Genomic DNA, 15,875 nt, shown 5'->3' with positions numbered 1-15,875 from the left:
AACAGTGCTTGACGTAGCCAAGTTTTCCTTAGGTGTGCTATAATAATTCGGTTGTAACGAAAGAGGAGTGAAATCATGATTACCAATCCGGCAATTGACGACTACGTGTCAAGCCTGGTTCCCGAGCGTTCTTTGCTGCTCAAGCGACTGGAGCAGGAGGCGGCAGAGGAAAACATTCCGATTGTGCAGCTCCCGTCCGCTCAAGTCATGCGGATGTTGTTATTGCTGCATCGTCCCAAAGCGATTCTTGAAGTGGGTACGGCAATTGGCTATTCCACTATTTGGCTTGCAGAAGCTGCACCGGAAGCGCGAATTGTCACGATGGACATAGATGAAGATCGATTGGTGAGAGCACGGGAAAATATAAAAGAAGCAGGCTGTGCAGATCGTGTGGAAATACTCTCACGTGACGCTACTTTAGGGCTGCCGGAGTCGTATCAATTTGACTGCTTGTTTATCGATGCGGCCAAAGGTCAGTATCGAGTATTCCTCGATTTGTATCTACCGCTACTTCGCGAAGGCGGTTTGGTAATCAGCGACAATGTCCTGTTCCGAGGACTGGTGGCGACCCCAGAAGAAGCGGGCAAGCGCCAGCGTCCGATGGTGGACAAGCTGCTTTCTTATAATTCGCATCTGATGGAGCGTCCTGATTTAGAAACGACATTTATTCCAGTGGGAGACGGGCTGGCTATCAGTATGAAAAAGAAGTAAAAACTTAGGGTCGTATAGCTGTAAAGCATCATGAGGAAGGGGACATGAAGCATGGGTAACCCCGTATTGATTGGGGTAGCGGGAGGCAGTGGTTCCGGAAAAACGACTGTAGCAAAGGAGCTGTACCGCCAGTTCCAAAATGATAGTGTAACGATGATTGAGCAGGATTCCTACTACAAGGATCAAAGCCATTTGAGCCCAGAAGAGCGGGCGTTGACAAACTACGACCATCCCTTCGCTTTTGACAATGATTTGTTGCTTGCGCATTTGCAGGAGCTGATGCAAGGAAAAGCGATCCAAAAACCGATCTACGACTTCAAGGTGCATAACCGCAAGCCGGAGCAAATCCAGGTCGACCCGAAGGATGTCATCATTCTGGAAGGAATGCTGATTCTGGAGGATGAGCGGATTCGTAATTTAATGGATATCAAGGTGTTCGTCGATACCGATGCGGATGTGCGTATTGCACGCCGAATCGTTCGTGACATCGAAGAGCGCGGTCGTTCCCTCGATTCAGTGGTAACGCAATACTTAAACGTCGTCCGACCGATGCATTTGCAGTTTATTGAGCCGACGAAGCGATATGCAGATGTCATCATTCCAGAGGGCGGCTACAACCGTGTAGCATTGGATCTGTTATCCACGAAAATCAGCAATATTTTATTGGAGAAGCAACAATTCTCCAATCAATCATAAACACTTACAAGTGCACCGTGACGTACGGTGTGCTTTTTTCTTTGTTCGTTGTTTCTGTCGCGTACATTCCGGCAATACTGGTGAAAAAAGCCAGGGAGGGAATTCGATGCAGCTGGATCGACGAATCAAAAGACGTCACTTTCTTGTATTGTTGTCCATGTCGTTGTTATGGCTCGGTTTGATCGTGCGCTTGTGGTGGATTCAACTCGGATCGCCCCATCGGTTTTCTCGGCATGGCGTTGATTTGGTAAAGGCAGCAGTAAAGCAAAGACAGCAAAGCATTGTACTGCATAGCGGTCGTGGCGATATCGTGGATCGAAATGGGTACGCCTTTACCGGAGAAGAGCATCTCGCCTTGATTTTGTTCCCGTTGGCGCGTGGGAGCCTGCAAGGAACAGATGCCTTGCAGCGGGTGGCACAAATAACCGGGGAATCCAAGGAGCGGTTGTCGGAGACCATGGAAAAGGCGAAAGCACCGCTGCTCATGCGAGAGGCGTCCGGAAAGCTGGTGATGCTCACCGAGCGGCAGGCTGAGGAAATCAATGCCCTTGCTATCCCGGGAGTTGTGGCATTGGCGGTGACAGAGCGATACCGCGCTGATGAGGTAGCCAAGCATTTGATTGGTTTTATCCATAAAAATCCCGACATGGTGCAAAAGCTGTATCCAGATGAATGGACCAGCGGCAAAATGAATGCCGAGAGCACGCTGGGGGCATCGGGTCTGGAGCGAAGCTTTGATCGGTTTTTACAGGGGGTAGAGCCGTCTGTCTTGTCCTATTACGTAGATGGGCACGGACAACCGCTCCGAGGACTGGATATTCGCTATACAAAACAGTCGAATCAATACTATCCGCTTTCATTAACGACGACCTTGGATGCAGCAATCCAGAGAAGCATGGAAGCAGCAGCCGATCAAGTAGGTCTCAAAGAGGGCAGTATCGTCGTTTTGGACGTACAAACAGCCGACGTTCTTGCAGCTGTGAGTCGCCCTACCTATGATCAAACAAATGTCACGGGAAACACGAGCGATTGGAAGAATCGCGCGTTCAAACAACTCCCGCCTGGTTCTGTCTATAAAACAGTGGTTGCGGCAGCAGCCCTGGCGGAAGGAATCGTTTCGCCCATTGACCGTTTTACATGTACAGGGGAGTACGGGAAGTATCATTTCTCCTGCTGGAAAAAAGAAGGTCACGGCAGTGTGACATTGGAAGAAGCGTATGCCCAATCCTGCAACATTGCGATTGCCCATATCGCCAAGATGGTAGGCGGAGAAAAGTTGGAGGAATATGCAAAAAAGCTGGGCTTGACCACTCAAGTGGGGCATGTTACTCCCAATCTGTATAAACTCAAGAACTTCAAGCAGTTGGATGGTGAAGAGCCGGGTAGAGTCTTTGCAGAGGGGATATCCCGCGACGATGAAGGCGTCCTGATTCAAAGCGCCATCGGTCAGCGGGATGTACGCATTACCCCCTTGCAAGCAGCCAATATGATGGTAACGATTTTGCGTGGCGGGCAAAGCTCTCAAGTACGACTGGTAAAGGAGATCGCATACCGAAATGGTCAGTCGTTCCATACATTTCCCCAGCAGGAGCTCTCTTTGGACGGAATTGACTACGTCACAGCCAACAAATTGCGAAAAATGATGCGTAAAGTTGTCACAGAGGGAACAGGACAGATGCTCATGAATTCCGCTTGGCAGGTGGCAGGCAAAAGCGGGACTGCGCAAATCGGGGATGCGAATGGAAACAATCATCTGTGGTTTCTCGGGTATGCTCCGTTAGAAGAGCCGCGCTACGCCATTTGTGTCGTGGCAGAAAATCAGCCGAGTTGGGGAAAAAACCAGGCTATGGAGCTTTTTCACCGGGTTGTCGCTGAGCTTGCCGATCATACAGCTCAATCTTCCCAACCTCGCGAAGAGTATTTCCGAGGATGAATCCTCTTGCGTTAATTTGATTGTTTTTACCTAGTCCAACGATCAGCATGAGGGGAGAGGAGGACATGTACATGGATTGTGACGCTTTTGACCAAATGGTTCTCTTATCACCTTTGCTGGGAGATAGGCGCTTTACCGTATGGCTATGCCAATCACCAATGTATTTCCATTGTCGATGCCTGCTTAATTTGCGGACGAGCTTTTTGAGATGTATGTCATCGAAAAATATAGAATGTGGCTGGTGAATCGCATTTGGGCCTGGTTCACTTGCATATGTTACGACCCATCTATCCTCTCCAAGTGGGTATCCCATCATGATCCCTCCTGTTTCCAGCGAGGGTTTTTTTCGTACGGCCTGCTCAATTTGTTTCCACGCTTTTGGTGTGATGTACAGCGTCGTCATGAGACATTCGTCCCTCCTTGATAAAACCACTGACATTTGCTTGATATCATATGTACGCGAATAGTGAAATGTCCCGGCACCAGCAAAGTTAGGAATTGTCGAAAAAAGGATTGTAACTCACCTTCTTCCTTTCTATAATTTGAGTAAAAGTGTGAGTTCAAAAAGTCGGCTTTTTGAACAACCTCTAAAAAGACGGAGACTGGAAAGGTTGATTGTATGCCTTTGGCACCTGTTGATCTCTCACTGATTGGGCAAGTATTAGCGGTTGATTTGTACACCGAACAAGGAATATTGCTGCTGGGACAAAACACGACGATTACGCCTGCCCATGTGATCCTATTGCAAAAGCAACGAGTCCGTGAGGTTGATATCATACAGAGTCTTACAGAGGGAACTGGTGAGGAAGTTACTTCTCAACTATTCCAACTAGAGGCAGATTCTGAGACCGTTGCAGCTTATGTACAAGCCCTCGACAAAACGAGACTACTCTTCGATGAACTGACAGTTGGCGGGGCACCAAGTCTTGATCATTTTTCCAACATCTTTTTTGATGTAGCAGAAAAATCGAGGAAGCATTTGGGGTTGTTCCGGAACTTGTACGTACTGGAAGGAGCAGACAGCTATACATACCGCCATTCATTAAATGTAGGCATTCTCTGCTCGCTCATTGCTCGCTTGATGAAATGGGATGAAGAGCGAGTAGCATTCATGGGGACAGCCGGATTTTTGCATGACATTGGGAAAATGAGGGTACCTAAGGAAATATTGCTGAAGCCAGGCAAGCTAAGTGAAGAGGAATTTGCGATCATGAAGAAGCATACCGTTTTCGGCTATGAGATGATCCGTGAGATGAAGGGTGGATCTGAGCTGTTGGCATTGTGTGCCTTGCTGCATCACGAGCGACTCGACGGGTCTGGCTATCCGGAGCAAAGAAAAGGCGATAGCATACCAATCGAATGTCAGGTGCTCGCCGTTGCCGACATGTTTGATGCGATCTGTTCTGATCGTGTGTATAAAGGAAGGTCGTCCCCATTCGAGGCGGCACAGCTCCTCTGGAAGGAAGCATGTAACGGAACGTTGAACGTGGAGATCGTTGCGCAGTTTGTCCGCTACATTGCTTTGCTGTACGTAGGGGCAAAGGCGAGATTGAGTAGCGGGGAAGAAGTCGAAGTAATTCTTATTCATCAAGATGAACCGATGCGTCCATTGGTAAGAAGAATGGGTGAATTCCTCGATTTGCGGCATGATCGCAAGCTGACGATTGAAAAAATGATTGGATAGAAAATCGATGCGAAAAAGATGAAACCGCTCTTGAAAAATGAGAGCGGTTTCATTGTTGCTGATCTGTGAACGATCGTCGGGAAAGCTCGATCAGCCTGGCAGATTGTGACACAATGATAGAGTATCTGGCAGTCTAAGAAACGAAAAGGAACGTGTCGTGCGAATGCTCGAAACGCAAGGAGGAAACACATGATACGCAAAGCGGAACCCACAGATGCAGCTTTTGCTGCGCCCTTAATTTATGATGCCATTGGAGATATCGCGCATACGTTGACAGGTGCGACGGAGGCAGGGGAAGCGATTCGCATGATGGAGGAGTTTTTTGCGAAGGAAAATAACCGACTGAGCTACGAAAACGCGGTGATTGCCATGGATGGAGATGTACCGGTAGGCCTTGCGCTCTTTTATCATGGGAGCCAAACAGAGGTGCTTGATCGTCCCTTCGTTGAGCATGTCCAACGTTTGACTGGCGAGACGATTACACTTGTAAAAGAAGCAAAGGATGACGAATTTTATTTGGATTCCGTCGCGGTTGATTCCTCATGCAGAGGGAAGGGGATCGGATCACTTCTATTGGATGCTTTTGAAAAAGAAGCGATTCAGCGCGGGCATGACCGAATCGCTTTGCTCGTTGACGAGGAAAAACCGCGTGCGCGCAAGCTGTATGAATCTCTCGGCTATCGTGAGGATGGGACAGTGATCGTAAGCGGCCATAAATTAAGCCATATGGTGAAGGACATTTCGGAAAAGGCGTAAGAAGACCTCTATCGAGGCTTGATACAAGAACAAAAAACGTTTCCCAGTGGACATAGAGCTGAGCTAAAAGTCCGAGGGAAACGTTTTTCGTAAGCTTAACTGCTAAAAGAAGGCACGCTTTGTACTTGGGGTGAGGGCAGGTAAGGTGTGAGATCAAACTTCCAGTCAAATTCACGGATGGGACTGTACTTACCCGTCAGGAGCTTCAAAATATGAGCTTCGGCTGCTTTACTCGTGTTTTTAGACGCGCCTGCTTCATCGTACAGATTGCCACATGCATAGGCAAATAAATACTCTTCCCAGCTTGAATAAGCGAGTTGGATTCGCTTGGCTACGTCCAGCATACCTTCTACGGCATCTGCCTTGGGAAGGTAGGACTGCTGGGCGCCTGCTTTGCAAATAATGAGATACCAGGCATAATCAAACGCTGCAATGCCGGCATGTGGGAGTCTGTTCATGTACGCGTACACGATCAACTGCCGGGCTGACTCCATATCCCCTTTTTTTAAGGACGCGATGTAGTTGGAGCGATTGGCAGCGCTTAGTGCAGACAATACGTGGCGATGCCGATCAAATTCAATTCTTCGCCCATGCTCTAAAAACCAAGTTAAGCGCTCTTTCGTTTTCACGGCGTCCCCCGTATCCCATCTGTTATCAATACGAAGCCGCAAAAACGTATCGCGCAGGCGGTTGTATTCGTGGATGGCCAAATAATAGGCGAGCCGCTTCTGATTTAGGCAAACAGAGGAGAGAGCATGCAAGTAGCGGCTTAACTTTGGGTCGATCTCTTTTTCGTTTTCTGCTTCTTTTGTCATGGAAGTCGTCTCTGCCTCCTTTAGTGGAATGTCAATGCTTTGCGAGTTTTGGGAATCTCACGAATGATGCGGATGTAATACAACATGGAAATCATCGCGAGAATGCCCAGAAGCCATGATCCCGTCCATCCTTTTTCCTCCAAGTCAGGCTTGGCATTGATATACATATCAGTCAAAAGAATCGACTGGTAGGGATGCTTTCGTTTTTCCAAAGCATTCACAATGACAGGCAACATCTCCCCATCCGGTATCGCCTTCAGCGTGCCTCGCATCGTTATGGATTGCTTGTCATGAATTTTCTTGGCATGGTCGTAGTCCGTAATGACAATGATCGCTTGTTGATCCAGATAACCTATATTTACATAGCCTGTCTCAGAGTTTAACAGATCTCGCTCTTCGGCTTTGGCGGCAGGAATGAACTCAGCTTTTGGCTCGGGATGCTTCTCTGTGTCATAGACGCGGAGCAAATTGATATAAGATGCTTTGGTCAATGTAAACTCCACCTGGTAGCCAAGGGGAGTTTGTTTCAACTCATCCATCGTCTTCAATTGGACAGGATTATATTTATTGACCAAGGAGTCAAACATCTGCTCCGAAGTCATCTCCAGCTTCATGGATACGACAGCAAACATAGCGTAATGGAGCAGAAGGAGAAAAATAATCGTCCAAATGTTACGTCTCGTGTAGAGGGCAAAAAATTGCTTGAACCTTGCTACCTTGCCAGGAAGCCCGAGGGCTTTCAACGTTTTTCTTCTAGCGGCTTTGGCTTGCTTGTTCACAGCCGGTTCGGAGCTCTTGTTAAACGGAGAATGTATTTGCGTCAGGCATATCTTTGCGTCGATATCGGAGGGATTATGCGAAAGCATCTCCTGAAAAACCACTTGAGCCTTCTCCCATTCGCCCAGCTGAAGATAACCTTTCCCTAGCAAGCTGCGAGCGTCCCACAGTTCTGGCATGCGAGTGAGGATTTCCTCGCAATCTTTGATCGCATCGGCGGCATCTCCCTTTTCGAGGAAAAGTCGGGCTCGGCACAAATACGCATCGATGTTATTTGGGTCAAGACGTATCAATTGATCAAAGGTATGAAAGGCTCGATTCTTATTTCCGGTTCGCAAAAAATATTCGCCCTGTAAACGGATCAAATCGGGGTCAAGCGCGTACAGAGCATGTGCTTTTGCCAAATAGTTCTGAGCCGATTCGCAATCATTTTCCATGAGGGCAAATAACGCATCGCTGCGCCATTCTAGAAACGCTTCAATATCCAGGTCATCGCGATTGTCAAAAGAGTGGTAACGCAGCGTGAAGGTCTGATTGAGCTGGCCGTTCAGGTACGCGACAAAACGTCCTGAGAGCTGGTTTGCGTGCTTTTCCGATTTCTCCCGCCATTGAAAATGGGAATCGAGCAACTTCCACACCTCATGAGGCAAGTGATAGTGTTCTTCTAAAAAGTGGAGAAATCGCGTATCGATGAGTTGATGGCAGCCGACATTCCACATCGCCTCGTCATTCAGCAACTCACGCCAGTTTTCAAGCTGGATACGCTCGTGATAGTTGTCGTACAACATTTGCGTACGGCGGAAAAAACGCTCCACCATATCATCGGGGTTCATGGAGCGTTCGGAATGATCGTAGCTCTCCGTGAAATTGTACCGCTTGGGAATAGGGGTTTCTTCTACAGAGACTACTTCTTGCGTTGTTTCCTCTAAAAACCTGTCAAACAGTGTGAGCCGCTGCGGTGGATCGTAGGTAGGCTGCTCTCCTTCTGCTGGTTCAGAATGCCACAGATCATATTGTCGTCTCGGCGGCTGGAGGGGAATCGTCTCTTCTTGCGATTCATGATTTTCCTCACTATCCAGCTGTCTTTTTTCAGGTAGGGGCGTTTCTTCGATCCTGCGATTCCGCTTGTCATTGCCCGTGAACTTCAGGGCGAGGTCGTACGCCTCTCGCAATCGCTGAAAGCCTTCAGGATCAACTTCCGGATTATGCACCTTCAACTTTTTTGCATAAGCCTTTTTTATCTGGGCAGGATTGTCCGTCGGTTCAATCCCGAGAATCTCCCAAATCCCCATTAATACTCATTCCACCCTTCAAACATGTCCAGCTGTTGCTTCAATTCTTCTGCTGCTTTGGCAATGTCTCTATCATTTTGGGTGGACAGGACACTTTCAAATCGGCGTAAGTAATTCGCAATGATCATACGGTTTTCGCCCAACGCTTCCTCATACATACGCTCGCCTTTTGCCAGAAGCAATCGATTTTCAGTTCGTTCCCTGGGGTGGATCTTAATGTTTTGAAGGGCTTGAAAACGCTCCTCAATTTCTTTTGGTGAAAGGCTGCCCGGATTTTTTTCGATGACGGCCTTGGTTTTGACCCCTGTAGATACGACAGTCACTTCGACTTCGAGAATCCCGTTGATATCATATGTGTAACGAACATCGATAGACTCCTCGCCCTTTTTGGCAGGGGGAACTTTTACATTCAGTTCGCCAAGCTTGAGGTTATGTTCGACCCGTCGGCTTTCGCCTTGATACACGTCAACGAGAATGGAGCGTTGATAATCGAGAACGGTGTATAACCGTTCTACCCGGCTGACCGGGATTGGCGTATTGCGCTCGATGATCGGAAAGAAGTAGCCATCCTCGTGTTTGCCGTTTGCCATGGTTTGTACAATACCCGTACCGAGTGTGTATGGGCAAACATCTGTTAATACTAGCTCGTTTAACGCCTCGTTGCGTTCCTTGAGTGCTGCTTGAATCGCTGTTCCCAATGCAACAGCCTCATCGGGATTAATATGGGAATAGGGCAGTCGCCCAAATATTTTGCTTACAATGGATTTGATAAGCGGCATCCGCGTCGCACCACCAATAAGCACGATTGCGTCCAATTCCCGAGGTGAGATGGAGGCGTCTCTCAAAGCGCGCTCGATTGGCTGACGCAGTCGTTGCAGCAGGGGAAACGCGAGATCTTCCAGCTGATTCCGGCTGAGAGTCGTTTCAACCAGCTCTCCCTGGATATTGACACTCATTTTCCCTTCTTGGTCCAAAAACAAGGCGCGCTTGCACAACTCAGCTTGTTTGTGGATGGACGAACGCGTTTTACTGTCCAGCGTGTTGATATCGAGTCGATGGGCTTCTATGAAATAAGAGGCGATCAGATCGGTAAAGTCTTCGCCGCCCAAAAAGTTGTCTCCAGCGATTGATTTTACTTCCATCACACCTTCGAACATTTCCAAAATAGAAACGTCAAACGTTCCGCCACCTAAATCGAATACGAGGAATTGTGTCTCCGATTCCTCCTGATGGAGCCCATATGAGATCGCGGCAGCAGTCGGTTCGCTGATTAAGCGCTCCACTTTTAGTCCAGCAAGCTCTGCTGCTCGCTTGGTCGCTTTGCGTTGTGTGTCGTTGAAATAGGCAGGCACACTGATAACCGCTTCGTGAACGGGATGCCCTAAATGAGCCTCTGCATCCGCCTTCAAAGATTTAATCACAAAGGAGGAAAGGTCTTCTGCAGAAAAGGAATATCTCCCCAGTTGGTATCTTTTTTCTGTCCCCATAAACCGTTTGAAGGTAGAAGCTGTACGATCTGGGTGAGTCAAGAGACGCTCTCTGGCGATTTTTCCAATCAAGATCTCGCCATTCTCATCGACGCTGACAACAGAAGGAGTCAGTGTTTCTCCGAGCGCGTTTGGAATGAGCACGGGTCCATTTTCAGTCCAGTAGGCCACCAGACTGTTCGTCGTGCCCAAATCAATTCCTATGGTGGTCATCAGCTAGGTCCTCATTTCCGAGTTTTTTCTACTAATATCGGCAAAAATAGTTACTTTGTAGATAATTTTACCATGAAAAAAATGGATATAATTGGTGCTTTAGTAGGATATGAAATCGAATTTTAGATAACGAAAATAGATATAGAATTCCTAAGATAGAAAACGACAGACGAGAGAGGTCGTTATGCCAATGCAGCAGCGAATGGAAAAGTGGTTTGAAACGTGGAAGTTACTTATGCATGATATGGAGCGACAAGGTGCTCAGGTTTGGCCGCTCACTATAGAACCACCAGCAAGGCTGGAAGAAATCGAGAGTAGAGAGGAAAGTCTCGGGATCAGATTTCCCGCGACGATCCGGACTATTTTGCTTGCGGGTAGTAGTCAGGTTCAAATAAATTGGTCGTTGCCATCTCGAGCGTTAGACCCTTTTTCGCTGAGTGGGGATTTGGGATGGTCATTGGATGCTTTTGAGTGGCCGTACTTTGGTGGGGACGAAGAGAGTGAGGACGAGAAAAGGTATCTCTGTTTTCACGTCGGTGGGAATGGCGACATGCTGCTCATCGATTTGTCGACAGGCGTGGATGACCCGCCCGTTTATTCCTGGGGGCATGAGACAGACGAATTCCTATTGCTCGGCAAAAGCTTCACAGAGTTCATAGAGCGGGTCACGGAGTTGGGCTGTATTGGGGCAGAGTGCTGGAATTATGAAGCACTCGCCGGTGCAGATGGACTCGATGTCGAGGGACAAGTCGCACAAGAGTGGAAAGAATGGCTGCAAATCTATCGGACGCTAACCTTTGAAGAGGCAGCGCAAGATTTCGAAAAGCTAGTCTTGTTTGCCAAAATGCATGGTGCAGGAGATTCGCGTATCCAAGAGGCATTTACTCAGTACGATTGGGAGCGAGTTTTACAAAAATGGGTAACGCAAATCGAGCAGGAAACCTCATCAAGCAATCTGTTACTTTGGTGCCAGCTCATTGTCGAGACAGTAGGCAAGAAGGCAGAGGGCTGGGTGCGCTCGCTATGGAAGTCCGGGCCACATTATGAACGTATAGGCTCAACCTTGCGTGCATATGTAACGGCAGCTTGTTTGCCCGAAGAAGAGGGGTTACAGCGAGTTTTGGCTGAAATGGATGAAGTCGTTGCCAGAAAAGAATGTTTGGTAGGATATGCTGCCAACAGTCATTTGCATCACTTTCGCTCCCGAGAAGTCATTTTATGGATGGAACCGCATGTGGCGTACCCGATTGAAGGCTGGGATGAGCTTTTCGCGGTGTCCCGTCCACAATGGGATGATCTGATTCGTTGGCTGGACGGAAATGAAGCACAGCGGCAGATTGCATTAAGTGCTTGGGGGAAAATGCTAACAAATGGTGACTCGCTTTCCGGTGAGGCGAATTGGGAAGAAATCAATCGGTTGTTGGATATAGCGTACGAGAAAGCCATTCTGCGCAAGGAAAAGGAGCGTGTAGATCGCATTCGCTCTTTCTTGGAAACAGTAAAGCAGTAGACGAGGGGGGGGAATTACTATGAGAAATGTGGTAACGGTATGGGGAACAACCTTGCAGTCTTCTGATGAGCTAGCGGATTTTCTGACTCCGGTTTACGACGAGGACGGGGAAGTGATACCGTCTGGCTTTTTAACAGCATCGGGTCTTGAATGGGTAGACGAGGATTTTTTTGAAGTGCATGAGGTACAGGATGCAGAGGCCAGAGCGGACTTTTTGACGTATTTGGAAAACGAATATGCGATGAATGCAACACTCGACAGAAAAGAATGGCCGAAAAAGCTAACAGAGGAGATTGGCAAGTACCCACATGTCATTTTGCTGTACGGCAATGAATCGAGGTACGGTCCGATTAACGAAAAACTGTTCGAACTCACTGAGGATGGGCAAGAAAAAGACTCACCGCTGGTCCTGCTCGCCAAACTTGTCTTTGAAACAGAGGAGCGGTAAGGAACAGGGAGAAATACATAAGTTAGGGGAGGCAGACATGGCTTACAAATTCGCAGATTTATACGATGCGGCTGAACTGGGAGATATTGAGCTCGTAAAGAAGATCGTCACGCAACAGCCGGAATTGCTACATGAAAAGGATGAGTATGAGTTTTCCGTACTGCATGGAGCTGTGATGACAGACGATGTCGACCTTATTGCGTACTTGGTGGCACAGGGAGCAGATGTTCATGCGAAAAACGATGAGGGCATTACCCCGTTGCATATTGCACTCTATCCAGAGGTTGCAGAGGCGCTCATCGCCCACGGTGCAGACATACATGCCAGCGCTCATGATGGAAGTACTCCGCTGCACACACAGGTAGCGGATGGAGAGGAGCGTGTGGATGTGGTAGAGCTGCTCCTGGGTAAAGGTGCGAATCCTAACCAAAAGGATATGGAGGGGCAAACACCATACGATATAGCGCGAGAGAGAGAAGACGAAGAGATGATGGCATTATTTGAATAGGGGAAAAAGGAAAGCGTCCGTTATGATTTCGGACGCTTTCTTTCTTGTTCGAGTGCGGCGACGCGTTTTTCCAGCTCGTCGAAGGCTTTTTGCTTGGTTCCTGTGCGTTTTACGATGAAAATGCAGCAAGCAATGAAAAGGGCTAAAGGCATGAGGAAGACAAAGAGCTGAATGAGTAACGTACCCCATTCGAGCGACACAGCGCCAAATTCTAGCATGAGTAATCACTCCAATAAGTTTGGTTTGGATATGCTAATTTGTTTGGATCATTGTACCAAAAAATATAATTTTTTAAAAATATTGTAACGAAAACGATAGGGAGGCTCATATGCCCGACAACATAAAAAACTTAGTTGAATACAAAGAGGTGTTCGCCGAAAAATGGTTACATTTTCAACTAAGCCAGAGGGAGATTTACGTCATTTATCTCCCATTGGATAGTGTTTTAATTGTCGATGGTAGACTTAATCAATATGTTAAGCAAGGCGGCTTCACGGGTACCTTGGTATTTTCCCCCAGAAAACAATTCATGTCATGGGAAGATGCCTTTGTAGGTGTTTTTAAAAAGTATGTCCATCATTGGGAGAGTTGGTCTGATTTTTATGGAGATGATTTCTCAAAAGAGGAGATCGTTCATATTTTACATACCCATATTTTTCCTCAGTATATAAATCCGAATCAAATGAAACGCATGAACAGTGCAGCGTACATGGAAAACTTGAATAAGGAACTGAGAGAAGATGGTGTGTCTGAGGAGTTTATTCAATTTTTACAACCGCAATTAAGTAATCTTGAAATTATTTCGATAAAAGACGATTGGGATGACCATGCGGTTTTTGGAATATCTGACTCGCTCGTGTTCATTTACCTTCGTTTAATCAGCCACTAACCGAGTACGTCTTTGTACAAAGAAGGATTCGCTTATTCACTCGGTTATTTTAGCGTACATGCACATATAGGCGACCGCCCACATAAGGATAGAAGTAAGCTATTCCAGACGTGGAGGTGGCAGCCATGTCCAGCATTATCGCGGCGCTTTCCCTTGTTTTTAAAGAACTTCTTGTTTTTGTGGCTTATGTCAAGAACAATGCCTTCCCGCAACCGCTTCAGGACACCGAAGAAGAAAAGTACCTCCGACTCATGGCCAAAGGCGACCCTTACGCCCGCAACAAGCTGATTGAGCACAATTTGCGTTTGGTGGCGCATATTGTGAAGAAATTCGAGAACACGGGTGAGGACAGTGAAGATCTGATTTCCATCGGTACCATCGGCCTGATCAAAGCAATCGAGAGTTATCAGGTGGATAAGGGAACCAAGCTGGCTACGTATGCTGCGCGTTGTATTGAGAATGAAATCCTCATGCATCTGAGAAGTTTGAAAAAAACCAAAAAAGATGTTTCCTTGCACGACCCAATCGGGACGGATAAAGAAGGCAATGAATTTACATCGAAACCATAGACGTGTTGGATAAACTAAATGCGTGGCAGTAGTCTCAAGGAGAAAGAATTTCCTTGTTGATGCTGTTCTTTTGTGTAAACCGCGTGATTGATAATTTTCTTCAAGAGCGAGTTTTTTCTTAATGGATCATCGGTACGTTTAATTAAACCAACCACCGTTTGAACCTCTGGGATTATCTTCTCCTGTGTTTCAATCAAATTTATTTCATTTTCAATTGATTTTTTTGTTTGTAGTATCGCATTATTTGCCTCCAACATTCTTTCTGAGATCCGTTTTGATCTTTCGAGGAATGTCGCCTCATCATAGATACCTCTTTCTAGAAGATCGAATAACTTGTCTTTCTGAGATGCCAGTTCTTTGAGCTCTCGCTCAAGGGAAACTAAGGCGTTTTTTTTGTATTCTAGCTCATGGTTTTCACCAATATGATCAGTATCATCTAGTTTGACTTGAAGATCATGGAGCCATTCATCTAAAGCTTGAAGCAAACGGTTTTCAACAAATTCATATCGAGCGCTTTTGTTATTACATGATTTGGTTGTACAAATTAAATGTGCAGCTTGGCCTGTGTATGGCCTGTACACCATTGTAGACCCACATTTTCCGCATTTTACCAAACCAGCTAGTGAAGTGGAGATTTTTGGCTTACCATTTTCTAAATGGTAAGGAATGTGATATTTTCCAGCAAGGATATCCTGAGCTTTATTGTAAACCTGCTCATCTATAATTGGGTCATGTTTGCCATTTGCCGTTATCCACTCGTTTTTAGGGAGAGACGTAACGCTTCTTCTTGTTCCTGGCTCTGTAGACTTTTTAGTTTTCTTCTTTTTCCATTGGATTTTACCAATATACACAGCATTTTTTAAAATATTGATGATTGATGAAGCTTCCCATTGCTTTCCTGTGTATGAAGGGATTTTTAACTGATTTAAACTGTTCGCAATTTTTCTACTGCCAATTCTCTTTTCAGGATCTTGATGTGTGTACCAATCAAAAATCATTCTCACAGTGTTGGCTTGTTCTTCATTAGGTACCAAGTAACGACCGCCTTTTTCATCATAAAATATGCTATATCCGAATGGCGGACGGGTGCCAATGTAATTACCTTCCTCTACAGAGCGTATACGACCGCTTTGCAAACGACGCGTAATTATCTTTAACTCTTTTCTAGCCATAAAGGCTTCAAACTCACTATATTCCTCATCAAATTCGTTATTGAGATCGTAAATTTTGCGGGGTGTGATGATTTTAGTACTTGCGGTTCGAAAAGTTTCCAGGATTAATCCTTGTTCTTGCATGTTCCCGCGGCCCAAGCGATCTAAATCCATAACAAGGACGCCTTTAGGTTTTTTTTCTTCTAATAAATTCAGCATTTTCAACATAGCATCTCGGTGAATGATACTTTCACCTGAAGCGATTTCTTCAAACACTTCTGTAATGCTAATCATATAATCCCTTGCGAGTTTCATTAGTGCTTTTTTGTGTCTTGCAAGTGTTTCACCGTCTCCGCGCGCTTCTGCATCTAGATCAGCACGCGATTTGCGAAGATATATCCAGTACTCTCCACCTTCTAAATGCCCAACCATCAGA

15 protein-coding genes and 1 pseudogene are annotated in these 15,875 nt (G+C 46.6%); 10 read left to right on the top strand and 6 right to left on the bottom strand.

Features of this window, described 5'->3' with window-relative positions; translation table 11 throughout:
• Positions 1 to 75: 75 nt before the first annotated feature.
• The 3 genes from M3630_RS05365 (at position 76) to M3630_RS05355 (ending at position 3,340) form a co-directional block, all read left to right on the top strand.
• On the top strand, positions 76 to 711 hold the full coding sequence (locus M3630_RS05365; protein WP_048032162.1) for an O-methyltransferase: 636 nt from the start codon (positions 76 to 78) through the stop codon (positions 709 to 711).
• A 51-nt stretch (positions 712 to 762) separates the two neighbouring features.
• Entirely contained in the window at positions 763 to 1,407 is a 645-nt protein-coding gene (gene udk, locus M3630_RS05360; protein WP_173608430.1) for a uridine kinase, read from the top strand.
• A gap of 106 nt (positions 1,408 to 1,513) precedes the next feature.
• Positions 1,514 to 3,340, top strand: a complete 1,827-nt coding sequence (locus tag M3630_RS05355) for a peptidoglycan D,D-transpeptidase FtsI family protein (RefSeq protein WP_251251482.1) — start codon at positions 1,514 to 1,516, stop codon at positions 3,338 to 3,340.
• On the opposite strand, the gene M3630_RS05350 is transcribed toward M3630_RS05355, so the two are convergent.
• A complete protein-coding gene (locus M3630_RS05350) occupies positions 3,252 to 3,743 on the bottom strand; it encodes a Mov34/MPN/PAD-1 family protein (RefSeq protein ID WP_173608428.1) in 492 nt (163 codons plus the stop codon). The two genes, M3630_RS05355 and M3630_RS05350, sit on opposite strands and share 89 nt — an antisense overlap.
• A gap of 216 nt (positions 3,744 to 3,959) precedes the next feature.
• Here M3630_RS05350 and M3630_RS05345 point away from each other — a divergent pair, with 216 nt between their 5' ends.
• The gene (locus M3630_RS05345) at positions 3,960 to 5,024 is read left to right on the top strand and encodes an HD-GYP domain-containing protein (protein ID WP_173608427.1); all 1,065 of its coding nucleotides are present in this window, start codon (positions 3,960 to 3,962) and stop codon (positions 5,022 to 5,024) included.
• Between the two features lie 189 nt (positions 5,025 to 5,213).
• The gene (locus M3630_RS05340) at positions 5,214 to 5,780 is read left to right on the top strand and encodes a GNAT family N-acetyltransferase (protein WP_173608426.1); all 567 of its coding nucleotides are present in this window, start codon (positions 5,214 to 5,216) and stop codon (positions 5,778 to 5,780) included.
• 95 nt (positions 5,781 to 5,875) lie between these two features.
• Here M3630_RS05340 and M3630_RS05335 read toward each other — a convergent pair whose 3' ends face one another.
• Genes M3630_RS05335 through M3630_RS05325 form a run of 3 tightly spaced genes read right to left on the bottom strand, consistent with a single transcriptional unit; the run spans position 5,876 to position 10,364 of the window.
• A complete protein-coding gene (locus tag M3630_RS05335) occupies positions 5,876 to 6,595 on the bottom strand; it encodes a DUF1266 domain-containing protein (RefSeq protein WP_251251481.1) in 720 nt (239 codons plus the stop codon).
• A gap of 20 nt (positions 6,596 to 6,615) precedes the next feature.
• Positions 6,616 to 8,664: a J domain-containing protein gene (locus M3630_RS05330; RefSeq protein ID WP_251251480.1), complete on the bottom strand. Its 2,049-nt coding sequence runs from the start codon at positions 8,662 to 8,664 to the stop codon at positions 6,616 to 6,618.
• On the bottom strand, positions 8,664 to 10,364 hold the full coding sequence (locus M3630_RS05325; RefSeq protein ID WP_251251479.1) for a molecular chaperone HscC: 1,701 nt from the start codon (positions 10,362 to 10,364) through the stop codon (positions 8,664 to 8,666). Before M3630_RS05325 ends, M3630_RS05330 begins: the two co-directional genes overlap by 1 nt.
• A 184-nt stretch (positions 10,365 to 10,548) precedes the next feature.
• Here M3630_RS05325 and M3630_RS05320 point away from each other — a divergent pair, with 184 nt between their 5' ends.
• From M3630_RS05320 to M3630_RS05310, 3 genes are read left to right on the top strand one after another with little or no spacing between them, the layout of a single operon-like run.
• Entirely contained in the window at positions 10,549 to 11,874 is a 1,326-nt protein-coding gene (locus M3630_RS05320) for an SMI1/KNR4 family protein (protein ID WP_251251478.1), read from the top strand.
• A 19-nt stretch (positions 11,875 to 11,893) separates the two neighbouring features.
• Entirely contained in the window at positions 11,894 to 12,322 is a 429-nt protein-coding gene (locus tag M3630_RS05315) for an immunity 22 family protein (RefSeq protein ID WP_173608421.1), read from the top strand.
• 37 nt (positions 12,323 to 12,359) lie between these two features.
• Entirely contained in the window at positions 12,360 to 12,830 is a 471-nt protein-coding gene (locus tag M3630_RS05310) for an ankyrin repeat domain-containing protein (protein WP_251251477.1), read from the top strand.
• A 20-nt stretch (positions 12,831 to 12,850) separates the two neighbouring features.
• On the opposite strand, the gene M3630_RS05305 is transcribed toward M3630_RS05310, so the two are convergent.
• Positions 12,851 to 13,048, bottom strand: a complete 198-nt coding sequence (locus tag M3630_RS05305; RefSeq protein ID WP_251251476.1) for a hypothetical protein — start codon at positions 13,046 to 13,048, stop codon at positions 12,851 to 12,853.
• 110 nt (positions 13,049 to 13,158) lie between these two features.
• On the opposite strand from M3630_RS05305, the gene M3630_RS05300 reads away from it, so the two are divergent.
• Positions 13,159 to 13,719, top strand: coding sequence for a hypothetical protein (locus M3630_RS05300; protein ID WP_251251475.1), 561 nt, complete (start codon positions 13,159 to 13,161; stop codon positions 13,717 to 13,719).
• 125 nt (positions 13,720 to 13,844) lie between these two features.
• A pseudogene (sigK, locus tag M3630_RS05295) lies at positions 13,845 to 14,276 on the top strand (RNA polymerase sporulation sigma factor SigK); the annotation flags it as partial.
• Between the two features lie 26 nt (positions 14,277 to 14,302).
• On the opposite strand, the gene M3630_RS05290 reads toward sigK, so the two are convergent.
• Entirely contained in the window at positions 14,303 to 15,871 is a 1,569-nt protein-coding gene (locus M3630_RS05290) for a recombinase family protein (RefSeq protein WP_251251474.1), read from the bottom strand.
• Between the last annotated feature and the right edge of the window lie 4 nt (positions 15,872 to 15,875).

It is taken from the genome of Brevibacillus sp. MER 51, assembly GCF_023714195.1.
In the GTDB taxonomy this organism is placed as follows: domain Bacteria; phylum Bacillota; class Bacilli; order Brevibacillales; family Brevibacillaceae; genus Brevibacillus.
The sequence above is the reverse complement of the archived record's forward strand: the minus strand, read 5'-3'. Positions and strand labels throughout refer to the sequence as shown.

Coding starts and splice junctions, on each gene's coding strand:
- M3630_RS05335 (WP_251251481.1), bottom strand. CDS start 6,595: ATGACAAAAGAAGCAGAAAACGAAAAAGAGATCGACCCAAAGTTAAGC.
- udk (WP_173608430.1), top strand. CDS start 763: ATGGGTAACCCCGTATTGATTGGGGTAGCGGGAGGCAGTGGTTCCGGA.
- M3630_RS05315 (WP_173608421.1), top strand. CDS start 11,894: ATGAGAAATGTGGTAACGGTATGGGGAACAACCTTGCAGTCTTCTGAT.
- M3630_RS05345 (WP_173608427.1), top strand. CDS start 3,960: ATGCCTTTGGCACCTGTTGATCTCTCACTGATTGGGCAAGTATTAGCG.
- M3630_RS05305 (WP_251251476.1), bottom strand. CDS start 13,048: ATGCTAGAATTTGGCGCTGTGTCGCTCGAATGGGGTACGTTACTCATT.
- M3630_RS05310 (WP_251251477.1), top strand. CDS start 12,360: ATGGCTTACAAATTCGCAGATTTATACGATGCGGCTGAACTGGGAGAT.
- M3630_RS05355 (WP_251251482.1), top strand. CDS start 1,514: ATGCAGCTGGATCGACGAATCAAAAGACGTCACTTTCTTGTATTGTTG.
- M3630_RS05365 (WP_048032162.1), top strand. CDS start 76: ATGATTACCAATCCGGCAATTGACGACTACGTGTCAAGCCTGGTTCCC.
- M3630_RS05320 (WP_251251478.1), top strand. CDS start 10,549: ATGCCAATGCAGCAGCGAATGGAAAAGTGGTTTGAAACGTGGAAGTTA.
- M3630_RS05325 (WP_251251479.1), bottom strand. CDS start 10,364: ATGACCACCATAGGAATTGATTTGGGCACGACGAACAGTCTGGTGGCC.
- M3630_RS05290 (WP_251251474.1), bottom strand. CDS start 15,871: ATGGTTGGGCATTTAGAAGGTGGAGAGTACTGGATATATCTTCGCAAA.
- M3630_RS05340 (WP_173608426.1), top strand. CDS start 5,214: ATGATACGCAAAGCGGAACCCACAGATGCAGCTTTTGCTGCGCCCTTA.
- M3630_RS05330 (WP_251251480.1), bottom strand. CDS start 8,664: ATGGGGATTTGGGAGATTCTCGGGATTGAACCGACGGACAATCCTGCC.
- M3630_RS05350 (WP_173608428.1), bottom strand. CDS start 3,743: ATGACGACGCTGTACATCACACCAAAAGCGTGGAAACAAATTGAGCAG.
- M3630_RS05300 (WP_251251475.1), top strand. CDS start 13,159: ATGCCCGACAACATAAAAAACTTAGTTGAATACAAAGAGGTGTTCGCC.